Below are 15,675 nucleotides of genomic sequence, written 5' to 3'. Positions count from 1 at the left end.
GCTGCTCTCAGGACGGCGGCGGTGGGAGGCCAGGAGGGGGGTCCGGCGGCCCGGGGGTGAGGGCTCCGCCGCGCCCTCACCCCCGGTGACTGCCTTGTACTGCTTACTTCTTGAGGTAGATCGTGGTCGGGTCGGTGTAGCTGACCACCTGGCCGTAGCGCAGGCCACCCACGTTGGAACCGGCGATCTGGAACACCTTGGTGTAGTAGATCGGAGCGGCCGGGTTGATCTTCTCGGAGATGTACTTCGAGAGCTTCGCGTACTCCGAGGCGCGCTGGTCCGCGTCCGCGATCTTCTGGATGCGGGCGAGCTCGGAGTTCACGTGCTTGTCGTTGGTGTGCGAGTAGTTCGACGCACCGTCCTGGATCTGCGCACCGTCGAAGGAGGGCGGGAAGACGGTGTTGCCGTCGGCCCAGTCCTGACCCCAACCGGTCATGTACAGGTCCATGCCGTTCTTGACCTTGCCCATCTGCTCATACCAGGTGGCCTGGTCGACTTCCTTCTTCTGGATGTCGAGCCCGATCTTGTCCAGCTGGTTGATGATCAGGTTGGCCTGCGTGGTGCGGACCGGGGTGTTGGCGTAGGCGTAGACGAGCTTCTTGCCCTCGGCGCCCGCCTCCTTGATGAGCTTCTTCGCCGCCTCGATGTCACCGTTCGGCTTCTTGACCCGGTTGAACGGGTCGTACGTCTTGTCGTAGCCCGGCGTGGTGGGCGACATCAGCGAGGTGGCGGCGTCACCGCCGTAGGCGCCACCGTCGGAGCGGGCGGCCGAGGTGGCCGGGATCGCCAGGGCGATGGCGTCACGGATCCGCTTGTCCTTGACGCGGTCCAGGTTGAAGTTCAGCTGCCACACGTACGGGGCGTAGCCCTGGATCGTGCGCTTCATCACGGCCTTGTCGCGCGTGATCTTCTGCAGCTGGGTGGCGTCGACCTGACCCGTGAACATGATGGCGTTCTGGGCGTCACCACGGTCGGCCAGGATCGTCTTCGTCTGGTCGGCCTTGTCGTGGTTGAACTCGATGTTCCAGCCGTCGACGTAGGCGTGGCGCAGCGGGTCGGTCTTCTCGTCCCAGTTGTTGTTGCGCGTCAGGGTGAGGGACTTGCCCGACTTGTACGAGGCGACCTTGTACGGGCCGGTGGCGACCGGCGCCTGGTCGTACTTCTGCTTCGTGTCCGTCTTCTCGGGCACGACGGAGTAGGCGGCCATGGCGAGCGCCTGCGGCACGTCGGTGTGCGCCTCGAGGAAGTGGAACGTGATGGTCTTGTCGTCCGGGGTCTCCAGGACCGAGTCGGGCAGGTGCTTGCCCTTGTACGGACCCTGGTAGGCGTCGCGGTACTTGGTGCCGGCGCCGGAGAGCCACTGCTGGATGTACGTCGGGCCGTCCGTGAGGAACGGGTCGTACATGCGCTCGATGGAGTGGCGGATGTCGGCCGACGTGATGACGTGGCCGTTCTGGTCCTTGACGCCGTCCTTCAGCGTGAAGGTCCAGGTCTTGCCGCCCTCGGAGGACTTGCCCGGGTCGGTGGCGAGGTCACCGACGACCGTCTGGTTGCCCTTGTCGTCCTCGGTGTACGTGGTCAGACCACGGTAGAGGAGCTTGGCGAGCATGCCGGCGTCCGAGACGTAGATCTGTCCCGGGTCCAGGTGCGAGAAGTCCGCCTCCTGGTAGACCTGGACCGTGCCGCCCTTCTTGGCACCGGCGACCGGCTTGGCCGGACCGACGGAGTCCTGGGCCGTGCCCATGGTGACCGGCTTGGCCTGGGACTTGGCGTCGTCCTGGGACTTGCCGACGGGCTTGTCGCTGCTCTTGCTGCCGCTGCTGCAGCCGGTCAGCGCGAGGGCGCCGACAGCCGCCGCGGCGACCGTTGCCTGCGCCGTGCGCGATCGAAGGATGCTCATGGAGTTGAGTCCACCTGCCTGTGAGTAGTGATCCTGCGGTGCTGCCTGGCGCATCCGGTCTTGGTCGTCCGGCGCCCGGGTGGCAGCTGCCCCCTGGGTGGTGCTGGCTAGCGTCCGGTCTTGGGATCGAAGGCGTCCCGTACCGAGTCGCCCAGGAGGTTGAACGCCACGACGAAGACGACCATGGCGATACCCGGGAAGAACATGTAGGTCGGGTCCTGCTCGTAGATGTTCGCGGCCGTGGCGAACATCAGGCCCCAGTCGGGGGTGGGGTCTTGGTAACCCACACCGACGAAGGAGAGGAAGGCGACCGAGAGGATGGTGCTCGGGAGCATGTACGTGCCCTGCACGATGATCGGCGTCACCAGGTTGGGCAGCAGCTCCTTGCGGATGATGCGCCAGGGCGAGGCGCCCGCGACCTTCGCCGCCTCGACGAACTCCCGCTCGCGCAGGGAGAGGGTGGCGGCACGGATCAGACGCGCCAGGCTCATCCAGGTCAGCAGCCACATCACGCCGGTGATGGCGAGGAAGCGGACGTAGGTCGGCGTCTCCTCGTCGGGCGCGACGAAGACCGTGACGACGACGGGCATGACCGCGACCATGAACAGCTGGCTCGGCAGCGCGAGCATGAAGTCGATGAGCCGGCCGAGCCAGTAGTCGATCTTGCCGCCGAAGTAGCCCGCGGTCAGACCGATGACGATGCCGATGAGCACCATGCCGATCGTGGCGAGCAGGGCGGTGAACAGCGAGGTCCGGATGCCGTACAGCAGGTACGCGAGCACGTCGCGGCCGTAGTTCGGGTCGATACCGAACCAGTGCTCCGGCGACATGCCGCCGTTGGGCCCGGCCGGCAGGTTGAACTCGTTGAGGAGCGTGGGGTCGTCCTGGCCGTAGAAGGTGTACGGGTCCTTGCCGTACAGCTTCGTGATGACCGGGGCGAGGGCGGCTATCAGGAAGAAGAAGATGACAATGCAGGCCGAAGTGATGCCCGTCTTGTCCCGCTTGAAGCGGCGCCACATCATCTGGCCGGGGCTGCGCCCCTCCAGCTTCTTGGGCTCCTTCGCGTCACCCTGCGGCACGCTCTCTTCGTCCAAGGCGGAAGAGGTCTCGGCGCCCTCAATCTCGATTGGACTCGTCATGATTCGTCCATTTCACAGGTGTTGGAGGTCGTCGGCCGGGTAACCGGTGATCCGACGGCCGTCGCACGGCGTACGTCATTCGAAGCGCGCGATGGGAACAACGACTGGGGTGCACACACCCCTTGGGGAACCCTGGTCCGCGGCCGGCCTCGGCCTGCCGTCAGGACCGAGTCGTCAAGAGCGCTCGCGACGCTGGATCGTTACCTCGTCCACCACGGGGACGGGGCGAGACGTGCCCGCCGGACCAACACCTGCCATCGGGGACGACGCGACCCATATGGCGCTTGTGGCACCTCGCATGGGTTCCTCCTCATGAGTCCACTTTGTTCACTACAAGTGGGGGCACAGGTAACCCGGCCGACACCCCTGACGGCGAGGGTTGAGTGCCCCAGTGTGCTCGCGAGTCGGCGCTCCCCACAGCGCGTGACCCATTGACCCGAGCTCTACGCCGTCAACTATTAGCCACGCGGCCTTCGTCGACCACACCCTTTTGGTCTCGGTTCGATCACACCTGATGCGTACATTGCCCAAAATCCGGACAAACTGATCCGAGATAGAGGGCCACGAAACGGACGTGTTACATATCTATCGACCATTGGTGCCCGAATACCGGACACCAGGGTGGACTTAATCACTTGCGTCCGGGCAGCTTTTGACCCTTTGTTGGGCGAGACCTGACCTCACCCGAGTCAATCCGCGTAGACACGGGCAGATTAGCGCCAACGCGAAGGGCCCGGCACCCCTCTCGGGGGTGCCGGGCCCTTCCGCGTCGGTCAGGCGCCGGTCAGCGTCGCTCAACGCCGCCGGCGCCGTCAGCGCCGTTCAGGAGCGCGTCAGCCGTGCTTGGCGCGCGAGGCGGAGCGGCCGCGCTCCTTCTGGTCCAGGACGACCTTGCGGATGCGCACGGACTCCGGGGTTACCTCGACGCACTCGTCGTCGCGGCAGAACTCCAGGGACTGCTCCAGGGAGAGCTTCCGCGGCGGGACGATCGCCTCGAAGGAGTCGGCGGAGGAGGAGCGCATGTTGGTGAGCTTCTTCTCCTTGGTGATGTTGACGTCCATGTCGTCGGCGCGCGAGTTCTCGCCGACGATCATGCCCTCGTACACCTCGGTGCCGGGCTCGACGAAGAGGACGCCGCGCTCCTGGAGGTTGGTCATCGCGAAGCCCGTGACGGCGCCCGCGCGGTCCGCGACCAGCGAGCCGTTGTTACGGGTCGTGAGCGTGCCGAACCAGGGCTCGTGGCCCTCGTGGATGGAGTGGGCGATGCCCGTGCCGCGCGTGCTCGTCAGGAACTCCGTACGGAAGCCGATCAGGCCACGGGACGGGACGACGAACTCCATACGGACCCAGCCGGAGCCGTGGTTCGACATGTTGTCCATGCGGCCCTTGCGGACGCCCATGAGCTGCGTGACGGCGCCCATGTGCTCCTCGGGGACGTCGACCGTCAGGCGCTCGACGGGCTCGTGCGTCTTGCCGTCGACCTCCTTGGTGACGACCTGCGGCTTGCCGACGGTCAGCTCGTAACCCTCACGGCGCATCTGCTCGACGAGGATGGCCAGCGCCAGCTCACCGCGGCCCTGCACCTCCCAGGCGTCGGGGCGCTCGGTGTCCAGGACACGCAGCGAGACGTTACCGATCAGCTCGCGGTCCAGGCGGTCCTTGACCTGGCGGGCGGTGACCTTGCGGTCCTTGACGGCCGACTTGGCCGCCGCGCCCTTGCCCGTGCCACCGCGGCCGACGAGCGGCGAGGTGTTGGTGCCGATGGTCATGGAGATCGCCGGCTGGTCGACCGTGATCAGCGGCAGCGCGACCGGGTTCTCCGGGTCGGCGAGCGTCTCACCGATCATGATGTCGGGGATACCGGCCACGGCGCAGATGTCACCGGGGCCCGCCATCTCGGCGGGCTTGCGGGTGAGCGCCTCGGTCATCATCAGCTCGGTGATGCGCACGTTCTGGATCGTGCCGTCGCGCTTGATCCAGGCCACGGTCTGGCCCTTGCGCAGCTCGCCCTGCTCGACGCGCAGGAGCGCGATACGGCCGAGGAAGTTGTCGGCGTCCAGGTTGGTGACGTGCGCCTGGAGGGGGGCCTCCTCGTCGAACGTCGGGGCCGGGACGTGCTCCAGGATCGTGGAGAAGAACGGCTCCAGGCTGGTGGAGTCGGCCGGGACCGTGCCGTCCTCCGGCTTGGTCAGCGACGCGATGCCGTCACGGCCGCACGCGTAGACGATCGGGAACTCGATCTGGTCCTCGTCGGCGTCCAGGTCGAGGAAGAGGTCGTACGTCTCGTTGACGACCTCGTCGATGCGCGAGTCGGGCCGGTCCGTCTTGTTGATGCACAGGATGACGGGGAGGCGCTGCTGGAGCGCCTTGCGCAGCACGAAGCGGGTCTGCGGGAGCGGCCCCTCGGAGGCGTCCACGAGCAGAACCACGGCATCGACCATCGACAGACCGCGCTCGACCTCGCCACCGAAGTCGGCGTGGCCCGGGGTGTCGATGATGTTGATCGTGATGACGTCGCCGCCATCCTTCGGGTGGTACTTCACCGCCGTGTTCTTGGCGAGGATCGTGATGCCCTTCTCACGCTCCAGGTCATTCGAGTCCATCATGCGATCGTCGAGGGACTCGGCAGCGTGCGCGGCGAAGGAGCCGGCCTGCTTGAGCATGGCGTCGACGATGGTCGTCTTGCCGTGGTCGACGTGGGCGACGATAGCGACGTTTCGGATGTCGTGGCGCGTGGCCATATTGCGGCGTACTCCCGGAATAGGTGACGGCTGCGCGTACATCAGTGATACGCGCGCCCTGCCGGGCTGGACACGCCACGGCCTCACCCCATGGTACGTGGCTTGACGAGTGGGGGCGCTTCCGGCCCTGTAGGGGAGGCCGGGATCATGGCAGGCTCGGTCGGTCGCTGGGGAAAAACTGCAGGTCAATGGGTACAACGAACCATGCCCGCAGGGTCGACCCGCGGGCAAGGGAGTTGAGCTCGATCTGAGGTTGAGATTCTTGTACGCCCGCTGTCCGGCCCGCGTTCGCGCCTACTTCTTCGCGGAGGCGGACGCGGGTGCGGACGGTCCCGAAGCGCCCCGCGCACCCTTCTTCAGATAGCCGATGTCCTCGTAGTGCGGGTCCTGGAAGCCGAAGGCACCGGCGTTGGCGAGGTCCGAGCGGGCGGCGACCAGCTGGGGCCGCTGATAGAGGGGAATCGATCCTGCGGCGGCCCAGATCCTTGCGTCGGCCTTCCTGACCAGGGCGTTCTCCTCGTCGGCGTCGAGCTCGCCGATGGCCTGGTCGAAGAGCTGGTCGATGTGGTCGGTGCCGACCCGGGTGTAGTTCTGCTCGACGGTGAGCGAACCGTCGGCGGCCGGGACCGGCTTGGCGTAGATGGGGCGGGCGTCGGTGGCCGGATAGGCGGAGGCGGGCCACGAGTACAGCGCCAGGTCGTACTCGCCGGACGCGATGTGGTCCTTGAAGTAGCTCTCGTCGTCGACCTTCATGACGTCCGTACGCACGCCGATCCCGCTCAGCATCTGCGTGATCCGGTCCGCGACGGCGCGCAGCTGCTCGGATCCCGCGCCCGAGGGGAGCACGAAGCGCAGGGTGAGCGGCTTGCCGTCCTTGGCGAGCGCCCCGGCGGCGGCGCCCGCGGGCGCGGCGGTGCCCTTGGGGGCGTAGGCGCCGGACGCGGCGTGGTCGCCCTGGCCGGCGGAGTGCGCGGAGTGCGCGGAGTGTTTGGTGTCCTCGGACCGCTTCGAGTCCTCGGTGTCGCCCTCGCCGCCCGCCGTCTTCGGCTTGTCCTTCTTCTCCTTGACCGGCCCGCCCGGCACCCAGCCCGCCTCGGCGAGCAGGGCCTGCGCCTCCGCCATGTCCTGGTCGCCGAGCGCGCTGCTGTTGTCGGCGTACGCGGCCTGTCCGGCCAGGGCGAGATGGTTGTCGACCGTGTTCACCGGCAGGCCGAGCGGTCTGAGGGCCACCGCGGCGAGCTGGTTGCGGTCGAGGGCTCGGGCCACGGCGCGGCGCACGCGCTCGTCGGCGAGCGGGCCCTGCGAGCCGTTCAGGGCGAGCTGCGTGTAGGCGGGCGCGAAGGACTTGCGGACCTTGTACCCGTGCAGGTTCCCCTGCTCCTTGGCGTACTTCCGGACGGCCTTACGGGTCTTCGCGCGGGCGGCCATCTCGTCGTAGGCCGCCTCCTCGTCGTCTCCGTGCGCGATCGCCCAGGAGCGCAGCGCCTCGGCGGGGGTGAGAGCGGCGCCGGGGCCGTGGCCGAGCGGGCCCGAGGAGCCGTGGTCGCGGGCGGCGTGGGCGATGCGTTCGGCGCCGCCCGCGTCGACGTCCGCCAGGTCGAGCCTGCCCGCGGCGAGGGCCGTGGCCCGCTTGGCGCGCGGCACCGTCGTGAGGACGAGCTTGTCGAGCTTGGGGCGCTCGCCCCACCAGCGCGGGCTGCGCTCGAGGGTGACCTTCTTGGCGTCCCGGTCCACGGAGTCGACGGTGAAGGGGCCCGCGGTCACCTTGAGCTTGCGGCGCGCCCCGTCGTTGAAGCTGTCCGGGGTGCCCATGACGTCCTTGGGGTACAGCGGCGAGAAGAGAGCGCGCCAGTCCGCGTACGGCTTCGCGAACGTGACCCGGACCTCCAGGTCGTTCTTGCCGCGCTCGATCTTCTCGATGCGGTCGTACCCCGCGTTGTGCGCGGTCCAGTAGGAGCTGTCCTTGCCGGACAGGGCGCGCCACTGGGCGGCGAAGTCGGGGGCACCGATCTCGCGGCCCGTGCTCCAGACTGCCTTCTGGTTCAGCTTGTACAGGACGACCTGCTTCGGCTCCTCCTCGATGACCTCCGCCTTCTCCAGGTAGTCGGCGTCGCTCTGCGGGCGGCCCTGCGCGTCGAGGCGGAACATCGACGGCAGGACGGCGCCGGTGATCCGGCTGGTCACCGGGTCGGCGTCGGCCTGGAAGGAGTTGAGGGTCTTCGGCATGGCGTCGACCGCCCAGCGGACACTGCCGCCGTCCTTGATCCGGTCCCGGGCGGCCGGCGCGATGTCCGGGCCCGCGGTCGGGATCCACGGGTCGTCGTCGGAGCCGCACCCCGCGAGGGTGGTCACGGCGAGCGCGCCGCACACGAGGAACGCGGCTGCGCGGGGGCGCCTCTTGTTGTCCTGCATCTCGACGGGTACCTCCGGTGCGGGCCGGTTCTGTCTCGTTCGGCGGTATATGTCGCTGATCACATCTATTGGCCCACTGAAGTGGATCGGGGGGCGGTGGCTCGGCGACACGGCGCCGGGGCGCGGGAACGTCACCCGGGCGGGCTAGTTCTGGGGCCCAGGGGGATGCGGGTCACTGTGGGGCGGGCGGCCGCGGGTCTCGTCGTGGCTGGTCGCGCAGTTCCCCGCGCCCCTGAGATGCGCACTTCGTGCGCCATCTCAGGCTGGAGATGGCGCACGAAGTGCGCATCTCCTGATGAAGGCGCGGCGAAGCCGCATGCCTTCGGGGGCGCGGGGAACTGCGCGACCAGCCACGAACCACCCGCGGCCGCCGGCGAAAGCGCACACCCCCGCCCGGACGGCGAACCGCACCCCCGGGGCGCACGCCCCGCCCCGCGCCCCCGGCAATACGCGACGCGGCCTTCACAAACCGTGATGTGACGCGCGACACTCGCAGGCGCATGAACATCTCCGCCGCACCGCGGAAGCGAGGCAAGTCATGTCCGTGGCAGATGAACTGACGATGGTTCAGCAGTGTGTCGACGAGCTGACCCGAGCCGTGAACCGGTTACAGCCCGCACTCGCGGGACCGGACCTGCGCCGCGTCCGCGCCGACACCGACCACCTGCGCGAAAGCGTGGCCCTGCTGCGCGCATCGGCGGTGGCGGCGACGGCGACGGCGCGGGACGAGCAGCCCCCGCTCCCCCGGCAGGGCCTCGTGCCGATCCCCGACACCCCGTACGACACGTCCCTGTGGACCGACTCGGACGACGAAGGGCTCGGCGCCCACCACAGGCACGCCCCCTGACGGACCGGTCCGTCACACCACCCCGTCCCTTCGAGCGGAGGCTTCCTTGGCCACCGGCACGGAACCCACCAGCACCGACGAACCCCATACCGAGAGCGGCAGCGGCAAGGGCACCGGAGTACGGAGCCGGACGCGTGCCGCGATCGCCGCACCGCATCTGCGCACGGACCGCTGGTGGCTGGCCCCGGCCACGACCGCCGCGGGCCTGTTCGCCTTCGTCGTCTACTCGACGTGGCGGGCGTTCGCCAACGCCGACTACTATGCGGCCCCGTACGTCTCACCGTTCTACTCGCCGTGCGTCGCGGAGAACTGCGAGCCGATGCGCCACGGCCCCAACTGGGAGATCTTCGGCGGCTGGTGGGGCCTGTCCCCCGCGCTGCTCATCCTGATCTTCCCGCTCGGCTTCCGGCTGACCTGCTACTACTACCGCAAGGCCTACTACCGCGGCTTCTGGGCGTCGCCCCCGGCCTGTGCGGTGGCCGAGCCGCACAAGAAGTACAGCGGTGAGACGCGGTTCCCGCTGATCCTGCAGAACATCCACCGGTACTTCTTCTACGCGGCCGTGCTCGTCGCCTGCATCCTCACCTACGACACCGTGCTCGCCTTCCGCGACGAGACCTACGCGTGGGGCCACATGGGCCTCGGCACCCTGGTCTTCCTGATCAACATCGCGCTGATCTGGGCGTACACGATCTCCTGCCACTCCTGCCGGCACATCGTCGGAGGCCGCCTCAAACACTTCTCGAAGCACCCGGTGCGCTACCGCCTCTGGGGCTGGGTCGGCAAGCTGAACGCCCGTCACATGCTGCTCGCGTGGGCGTCCCTCGTGAGCGTGGCGCTCGCCGACTTCTACGTGTACCTGGTCGCGTCCGGCGTCTTCGACGATCCGCGGTTCTTCTGATGCCTTCGACGGTGGGAGCTCGACGATGAGTGTGGTGGAGCGACAGCATTGGGATGTTGTCGTGGTGGGCGCGGGGGGCGCGGGGCTCCGGGCCGCGATCGAGGCCCGCGAGCGAGGCGCCCGTACGGCGGTGATCTGCAAGTCCCTGTTCGGCAAGGCCCATACGGTGATGGCGGAGGGCGGCATCGCCGCCGCCATGGGCAATGTGAACTCCGGCGACAACTGGCAGGTGCACTTCCGCGACACGATGCGCGGCGGCAAGTTCCTCAACCAGTGGCGGATGGCCGAGCTGCACGCCCAGGAGGCGCCCGACCGCGTCTGGGAGCTGGAGACATGGGGCGCCCTGTTCGACCGGACCGGCGACGGCCGCATCTCGCAGCGCAACTTCGGCGGCCACGAGTACCCGCGCCTCGCCCACGTCGGCGACCGTACGGGCCTGGAGCTGATCCGCACCCTCCAGCAGAAGATCGTCCAGCTCCAGCAGCAGGACAAGGCGGAGTTCGGCGACTACGAGGCGCGGCTCAAGGTCTTCCAGGAGTGCACGGTCACGCGCGTGCTGAAGGACGAGGACGGCGGCCGCGTCTCCGGCGCCTTCTGCTACGAGCGCGAGAGCGGGCGCTTCTTCGTCCTCGAAGCGCCGAGCGTGGTCCTGGCGACGGGCGGCATCGGCAAGTCGTTCAAGGTGACGTCGAACTCGTGGGAGTACACGGGCGACGGCCACGCCCTCGCGCTGCTCGCGGGCGCGCCCCTGCTGAACATGGAGTTCGTGCAGTTCCACCCGACCGGCATGGTCTGGCCGCCGTCGGTGAAGGGCATCCTCGTCACCGAGTCGGTCCGCGGCGACGGCGGGGTGCTCAGGAACTCCGAGGGCGAGCGGTTCATGTTCGGCTACATCCCGGACGTCTTCAAGGAGAAGTACGCCGAGTCCGAGGCCGAGGGCGACCGCTGGTACGAGGACCCCGACCGCAACCGGCGTCCACCCGAACTCCTGCCCCGTGACGAGGTGGCCCGCGCCATCAACGCCGAGGTGAAGGCGGGCCGCGGCTCCCCGCACGGCGGCGTCTTCCTCGACGTGTCGACGCGGATGCCGGCCGAGGTCATCCGGCGCCGGCTGCCGTCCATGTACCACCAGTTCAAGGAGCTGGCGGACGTCGACATCACGGCGGAGGCGATGGAGGTCGGGCCGACCTGCCACTACGTGATGGGCGGCATCGCCGTCGACTCTGACACGGCGGCGGCGCGCGGCGTGCCGGGGCTCTTCGCGGCCGGTGAGGTCGCCGGCGGCATGCACGGCTCGAACCGGCTCGGCGGCAACTCCCTCTCCGACCTGCTGGTCTTCGGCCGCCGCGCCGGGCTGCACGCGGCGCAGTACGCCCAGGGCCTCGCCGAGGACCGTCCGACCGTGCCCGAACTGCAGCTCGACACCGCGGCGGCGGAGGCGCTGCGCCCGTTCTCGGCGGAGGGCCAGGAGGACGGCACCGTCCCCGAGAACCCGTACACCCTGCACCAGGAGCTCCAGCAGACGATGAACGACCTCGTCGGCATCATCCGCCGGGAGGGCGAGATGGAGGAGGCGCTGCGCAGGCTGGCCGCGCTGCGGGTGCGGGCGCGCCGGGCCGGGGTCGAGGGGCACCGCCAGTTCAACCCGGGCTGGCACCTCGCCCTCGACCTGCGCAACATGCTCCTGGTCAGCGAATGCGTGGCGCGCGCCGCGCTCGAACGCCAGGAGTCGCGCGGCGGCCACACCCGTGAGGACCACCCGGCCATGGACCGCGAGTGGCGCCGCGCCAACCTGCTCTGCGGTCTCCGCGACCCGAGCGGGGGCCTGGCGGCCACGGACCCGGTGCGCGGCCAGATCGACCTCGTACGCGAGAGCACCGAACCGATCCGCCCCGACCTGCTGGCCCTCTTCGAGAAAGAGGAGCTGGTCAAGTACCTGACCGAAGAGGAGCTGTACGAGTGAGCGCGTATGAGGCCCGCTTCAAGGTGTGGCGCGGGGACACGGCGGGCGGCGGCCTGGAGGACTTCGACGTCGAGGTCAACGAGGGCGAGGTGGTCCTGGACATCATCCACCGCCTGCAGGCGACCCAAGCCCCTGACCTGGCGGTCCGCTGGAACTGCAAGGCGGGCAAGTGCGGCTCGTGCTCGGCGGAGATCAACGGCCGCCCGCGCCTGCTGTGCATGACGCGCATGTCGGTCTTCGACCGGGACGACGTGATCACGGTGACCCCGCTCCGGGCGTTCCCGGTCGTCCGCGACCTGGTGACGGACGTCAGCTTCAACTACGCGAAGGCGCGCGAGGTCCCCGCGTTCGTGGCGCCGAGCGGGCTCGGCCCCGGCGAGTACCGGATGATGCAGGAGGACGTGGACCGGCCGCAGGAGTTCCGCAAGTGCATCGAGTGCTTCCTGTGCCAGGACACCTGCCATGTGGTGCGCGACCACGAGGAGAACAAACCGGCGTTCGCGGGCCCGCGCTTCCTGATGCGCATCGCCGAACTCGACATGCACCCCCTGGACGAGGCTGCCGGGACCGGCCTCGACCGCAAGGCGACCGCCCAGGACGAACACGGCCTCGGCTACTGCAACATCACCAAGTGCTGCACGGAGGTCTGCCCCGAACACATCAAGATCACGGACAACGCCCTGATCCCCCTGAAGGAACGCGCGGCCGACCGTAAGTACGACCCGGTGGTCTGGCTGGGCAACAAGATCCGCCGCAGGTCGTGACCGCCCCGTACCGGGACCGGAGCCCCGGCGCACCGGGGTCGTAGCCGGGCGCACCGGGGCGCAGCGGTCGCGGAGGGGTGGATCCAGACATACGCTCCGAAATGTGCCCCCGCCCGAGAGCCGCCCCCGCCCGGTGCCGATAGCCGCGCGGGCGCGCCGCCGCCCGGTCGTGATCGCCGTACGGGCCGCCGTCGCCGCGCTGTGCGCCTTGATGTGGCTCCTCGCACCCGTCGGCTCCGTCCGCGCGGACGATCCGGTCACCCTCTCCCGTACCGGCCAGATCACCGACAAGGTGGGCGCGCTCGGGGACCGGAAGGGCGCCGTCGCCACCGCGCTCGCCGGCCTCGACGACCAGCACGGCGTTCAGCTGTTCGTCGCCTACGTACGGGACTTCTCCGGGCGTTCCGCGCAGAGCTGGGCCGATGCCACCGCCGACCGGAACGGGCTCGGTCTCGACGACGTCCTGCTGGCCGTTGCCACGCACGACCGGCAGTACGCGCTCTCGGTCGACCAGGACTCCCCGGTCACCGACGCGCGGATCCAGGAGATCACGCGGGCCGGCATCGAGCCCGCCCTGCGCCGGAACGACTGGCCCGGCGCCGCGATCGGTGCCGCGAACGGGATCGGGGCCGTGACCGCGGGCCGCCCCGTGCCCACGCCGACGATCACGCCGGGCGCCGACGACCCGGGCTCGAGCGGTAACGACGGCGGCCTCAGCGGCAGCGGCGACCTCGTACTGCCGATCATCGCGGTCGGCGCGGCCGGCGCCCTGGCCGCGTACAGCTACACCCGCCGCAAGCGGCGCATGAGTGAGCGGACCACGCCGCGGACCTGGGGAAAGCAGGACGTCACCCCGTTGCCCGAGCTGGACAGGCAGGCCGGGCACCTGCTCGTGGAGACCGACGACGCGGTGCGCACCAGCACGGAGGAGCTGGGCTTCGCGACGGCCCAGTTCGGCGAGGACGCGGTCAGACAGTTCAGCGAGGCGCTCGCGTACGCGCAGTCGGAGCTGACGACGGCGTTCAGGCTGCGCCAGCAGCTCGACGACGCGTTCCCCGAGGACGATTCGACGAAGCGGCACATGCTGGACGAGATCATCAGCCGCTGCACGGAGGCGGGCCGCCGCCTGGACCAGGAGTCCGGCGACTTCGACCGGCTGCGCTCGCTCGAACAGGCGGCGCCGGACGCGCTGGCCCACGCCGAGCGGGCGTACCGCGGCCTGACGGCCCGGACGAGCCACGCGCGGGAGACGCTGGTCGCGCTCGGCACGCGCTACGCACCGTCCGCGCTCACCTCGGTCGCGGGCCATGTCGAACAGGCCGAGGACCGGCTCGCGTTCGCCTCGACCCACCTCGACGAGGCCCGCCGCTTCGTGGACGCGGGCGACAACGGCAAGGCCGCCGTCTCCCTGCGGGCCGCCGAGGGCGCCGTCGACCAGGCCGGCACGTTCGTCACCGCGGTCGAACGCCTGGCCGGTGAACTCGCCGAGGCGACGGAGCGGCTGCCCACCGCGCTGACCGGGTCCGAGGCCGACCTCGCGGACGCGCGCGGCCTCCTCGAAGGCACCGCCCAGGGCGTCTCCACCGCCGACCTGCGCGGCCGCGTCGCCCGCGCCGAGTCCGTCATCGGTGACGTACGCGCGGAGACGGCCGCGGGCCCGTACGACCCGATCGACGCGCTGCGCCGCGTGGAGGAGGCGGACGCGGCGCTCGACGAGGCGCTCGCGGCGGCCCGGCAGCGGGAGGCCGGAACCACGCGCGCCCGCTCGCTCCTCGGCCAGGCGCTGCTCGCGGCGCGCAGCGGCACCGGCGCCGCCGCCGACTTCATCACGACGCACCGCGGCGCGGTCGGCAGCGAGGCCCGCACCCGGCTCGCGGAGGCCCAGCGCCACCTGGTGAACGCGCAGGACGCCGAGGGGGCCGACCCGGCGGGCGCGCTCGCCGAGGCTCAGCAGGCCGACGCGCTGGCCCGGCAGGCCCGGTCGCTCGCCGAACAGGACGTGCGCGCGTACGGCGGTCCGTACGGGGGCGCCGGGCGCGGCGGCGGCTCCGGCGGCGCGATGCTCGGCGGCATCCTCCTCGGCCAGCTCCTCGGCGGCGCCGGTCGCGGCAGGGGCGGCATGGGCGGCGGCCGTCGCGGCGGGTTCGGTGGCGGGGGCGTCCGGAGCCCCGGTCCCGGCAGCTTCGGCGGCGGAGGCACCCGCGGCCGCAGAGGCGGCGGAGGCCGTTTCTGACCACCTCATGCCCCCGCGACACCGGCGAGGGCCCGACTCTCCCGACGGAGGACCTGCCCATGACGAAGCAGACCATTTTCAGCCGGGTCGCCACCCTCGCGAAGGCGAACATCAACGCTCTGCTCGACAGCGCCGAGGACCCCCAGAAGATGCTCGACCAGCTCATTCGCGACTACACGAACAACATCCGGGAGGCCGAGGACGCCGTGGCGGCGACCATCGGCAATCTGCGGATGCTGGAGCAGGACCACAAGGAGGACGTGGACGCGGCCGCCGAGTGGGGCACGAAGGCGCTCGCCGCCAGCAAGAAGGCGGACGAGCTGCGGTCCGCCGGTACGACGGCGGAGGCGGACAAGTTCGACAACCTCGCCAAGGTCGCGCTCGGCCGTCAGCTCCGGGCGGAGAAGGAGGCGAAGGAGGCCGGGCCGACGATCGCCGCGCAGACCGAGGTCGTCGACAAGCTGAAGTCCGGCCTCACCCAGATGCAGGAAAAGCTGAAGGAGCTGCGGGCGAAGCGCGATCAGCTGGTGGCCCGCGCGAAGACGGCACAGGCGCAGAACCAGATGCTGGACGCGGCCAAGAACATCGACGTCCTGGACCCGACGAGCGAGCTGCACCGTTTCGAGGAGAAGGTGCGCCGCGAGGAGGCCAGGGCGCTCGGCAAGCAGGAGCTGGCCGAGTCCTCGCTCGACGCGCAGTTCGAACAGCTGGACTCGCTCGGCGACGACGCGGAGATCGAGGCACGCCTGGCCGCACTGAAGAACGCCGCGTGAAG

Annotated in this window: 10 protein-coding genes; 6 read left to right on the top strand and 4 right to left on the bottom strand. The window is 69.9% G+C overall.

Annotation, left to right across the window (positions count from 1 at the left end; genetic code table 11):
* Window positions 1–103: 103 nt before the first annotated feature.
* The 4 genes from ACH4RC_RS11820 to ACH4RC_RS11805 all read right to left on the bottom strand — a co-directional run bounded on the left by ACH4RC_RS11820 (window position 104) and on the right by ACH4RC_RS11805 (window position 8,192).
* On the bottom strand, window positions 104–1,900 hold the full coding sequence (locus ACH4RC_RS11820) for an ABC transporter substrate-binding protein (protein ID WP_398198552.1): 1,797 nt from the start codon (window positions 1,898–1,900) through the stop codon (window positions 104–106).
* Window positions 1,901–2,007: 107 nt separating this feature from the next.
* On the bottom strand, window positions 2,008–3,039 hold the full coding sequence (locus ACH4RC_RS11815; protein WP_398198549.1) for an ABC transporter permease: 1,032 nt from the start codon (window positions 3,037–3,039) through the stop codon (window positions 2,008–2,010).
* An 833-nt stretch (window positions 3,040–3,872) separates the two neighbouring features.
* The gene (gene typA, locus ACH4RC_RS11810) at window positions 3,873–5,780 is read right to left on the bottom strand and encodes a translational GTPase TypA (protein WP_398198546.1); all 1,908 of its coding nucleotides are present in this window, start codon (window positions 5,778–5,780) and stop codon (window positions 3,873–3,875) included.
* A gap of 294 nt (window positions 5,781–6,074) precedes the next feature.
* Entirely contained in the window at window positions 6,075–8,192 is a 2,118-nt protein-coding gene (locus tag ACH4RC_RS11805; protein WP_398198543.1) for an ABC transporter family substrate-binding protein, read from the bottom strand.
* Window positions 8,193–8,730: 538 nt separating this feature from the next.
* Between ACH4RC_RS11805 and ACH4RC_RS11800 the strand changes: the two genes are divergently transcribed.
* From ACH4RC_RS11800 to ACH4RC_RS11775, 6 genes are all read left to right on the top strand, one after another.
* Window positions 8,731–9,039 carry a hypothetical protein gene (locus tag ACH4RC_RS11800; RefSeq protein WP_398198540.1) on the top strand — a complete coding sequence of 103 codons (309 nt, stop codon included), beginning with the start codon at window positions 8,731–8,733 and terminating at the stop codon, window positions 9,037–9,039.
* Between the two features lie 46 nt (window positions 9,040–9,085).
* Window positions 9,086–9,940 (top strand): hypothetical protein, encoded by an 855-nt coding sequence (locus tag ACH4RC_RS11795; protein WP_398198537.1) that lies wholly within the window; start codon window positions 9,086–9,088, stop codon window positions 9,938–9,940.
* A gap of 25 nt (window positions 9,941–9,965) precedes the next feature.
* Window positions 9,966–11,903, top strand: a complete 1,938-nt coding sequence (locus tag ACH4RC_RS11790; RefSeq protein WP_398198534.1) for a fumarate reductase/succinate dehydrogenase flavoprotein subunit — start codon at window positions 9,966–9,968, stop codon at window positions 11,901–11,903.
* Window positions 11,900–12,667 (top strand): succinate dehydrogenase/fumarate reductase iron-sulfur subunit, encoded by a 768-nt coding sequence (locus ACH4RC_RS11785; protein WP_398198531.1) that lies wholly within the window; start codon window positions 11,900–11,902, stop codon window positions 12,665–12,667. Before ACH4RC_RS11790 ends, ACH4RC_RS11785 begins: the two co-directional genes overlap by 4 nt.
* A 211-nt stretch (window positions 12,668–12,878) precedes the next feature.
* On the top strand, window positions 12,879–14,900 hold the full coding sequence (locus ACH4RC_RS11780) for a TPM domain-containing protein (RefSeq protein WP_398199178.1): 2,022 nt from the start codon (window positions 12,879–12,881) through the stop codon (window positions 14,898–14,900).
* A gap of 59 nt (window positions 14,901–14,959) precedes the next feature.
* Window positions 14,960–15,673, top strand: coding sequence for a PspA/IM30 family protein (locus ACH4RC_RS11775; RefSeq protein WP_398198528.1), 714 nt, complete (start codon window positions 14,960–14,962; stop codon window positions 15,671–15,673).
* Window positions 15,674–15,675: the final 2 nt, after the last annotated feature.

Origin of the sequence: Streptomyces sp. NPDC016845 (assembly GCF_044332585.1) — a bacterium.
GTDB lineage: Bacteria > Actinomycetota > Actinomycetes > Streptomycetales > Streptomycetaceae > Streptomyces.
The sequence above is the reverse complement of the archived record's forward strand: the minus strand, read 5'-3'. Positions and strand labels throughout refer to the sequence as shown.

Coding starts and splice junctions, on each gene's coding strand:
- ACH4RC_RS11790 (WP_398198534.1), top strand. CDS start 9,966: ATGAGTGTGGTGGAGCGACAGCATTGGGATGTTGTCGTGGTGGGCGCG.
- typA (WP_398198546.1), bottom strand. CDS start 5,780: ATGGCCACGCGCCACGACATCCGAAACGTCGCTATCGTCGCCCACGTC.
- ACH4RC_RS11815 (WP_398198549.1), bottom strand. CDS start 3,039: ATGACGAGTCCAATCGAGATTGAGGGCGCCGAGACCTCTTCCGCCTTG.
- ACH4RC_RS11820 (WP_398198552.1), bottom strand. CDS start 1,900: ATGAGCATCCTTCGATCGCGCACGGCGCAGGCAACGGTCGCCGCGGCG.
- ACH4RC_RS11780 (WP_398199178.1), top strand. CDS start 12,879: ATGTGGCTCCTCGCACCCGTCGGCTCCGTCCGCGCGGACGATCCGGTC.
- ACH4RC_RS11800 (WP_398198540.1), top strand. CDS start 8,731: ATGTCCGTGGCAGATGAACTGACGATGGTTCAGCAGTGTGTCGACGAG.
- ACH4RC_RS11775 (WP_398198528.1), top strand. CDS start 14,960: ATGACGAAGCAGACCATTTTCAGCCGGGTCGCCACCCTCGCGAAGGCG.
- ACH4RC_RS11805 (WP_398198543.1), bottom strand. CDS start 8,192: ATGCAGGACAACAAGAGGCGCCCCCGCGCAGCCGCGTTCCTCGTGTGC.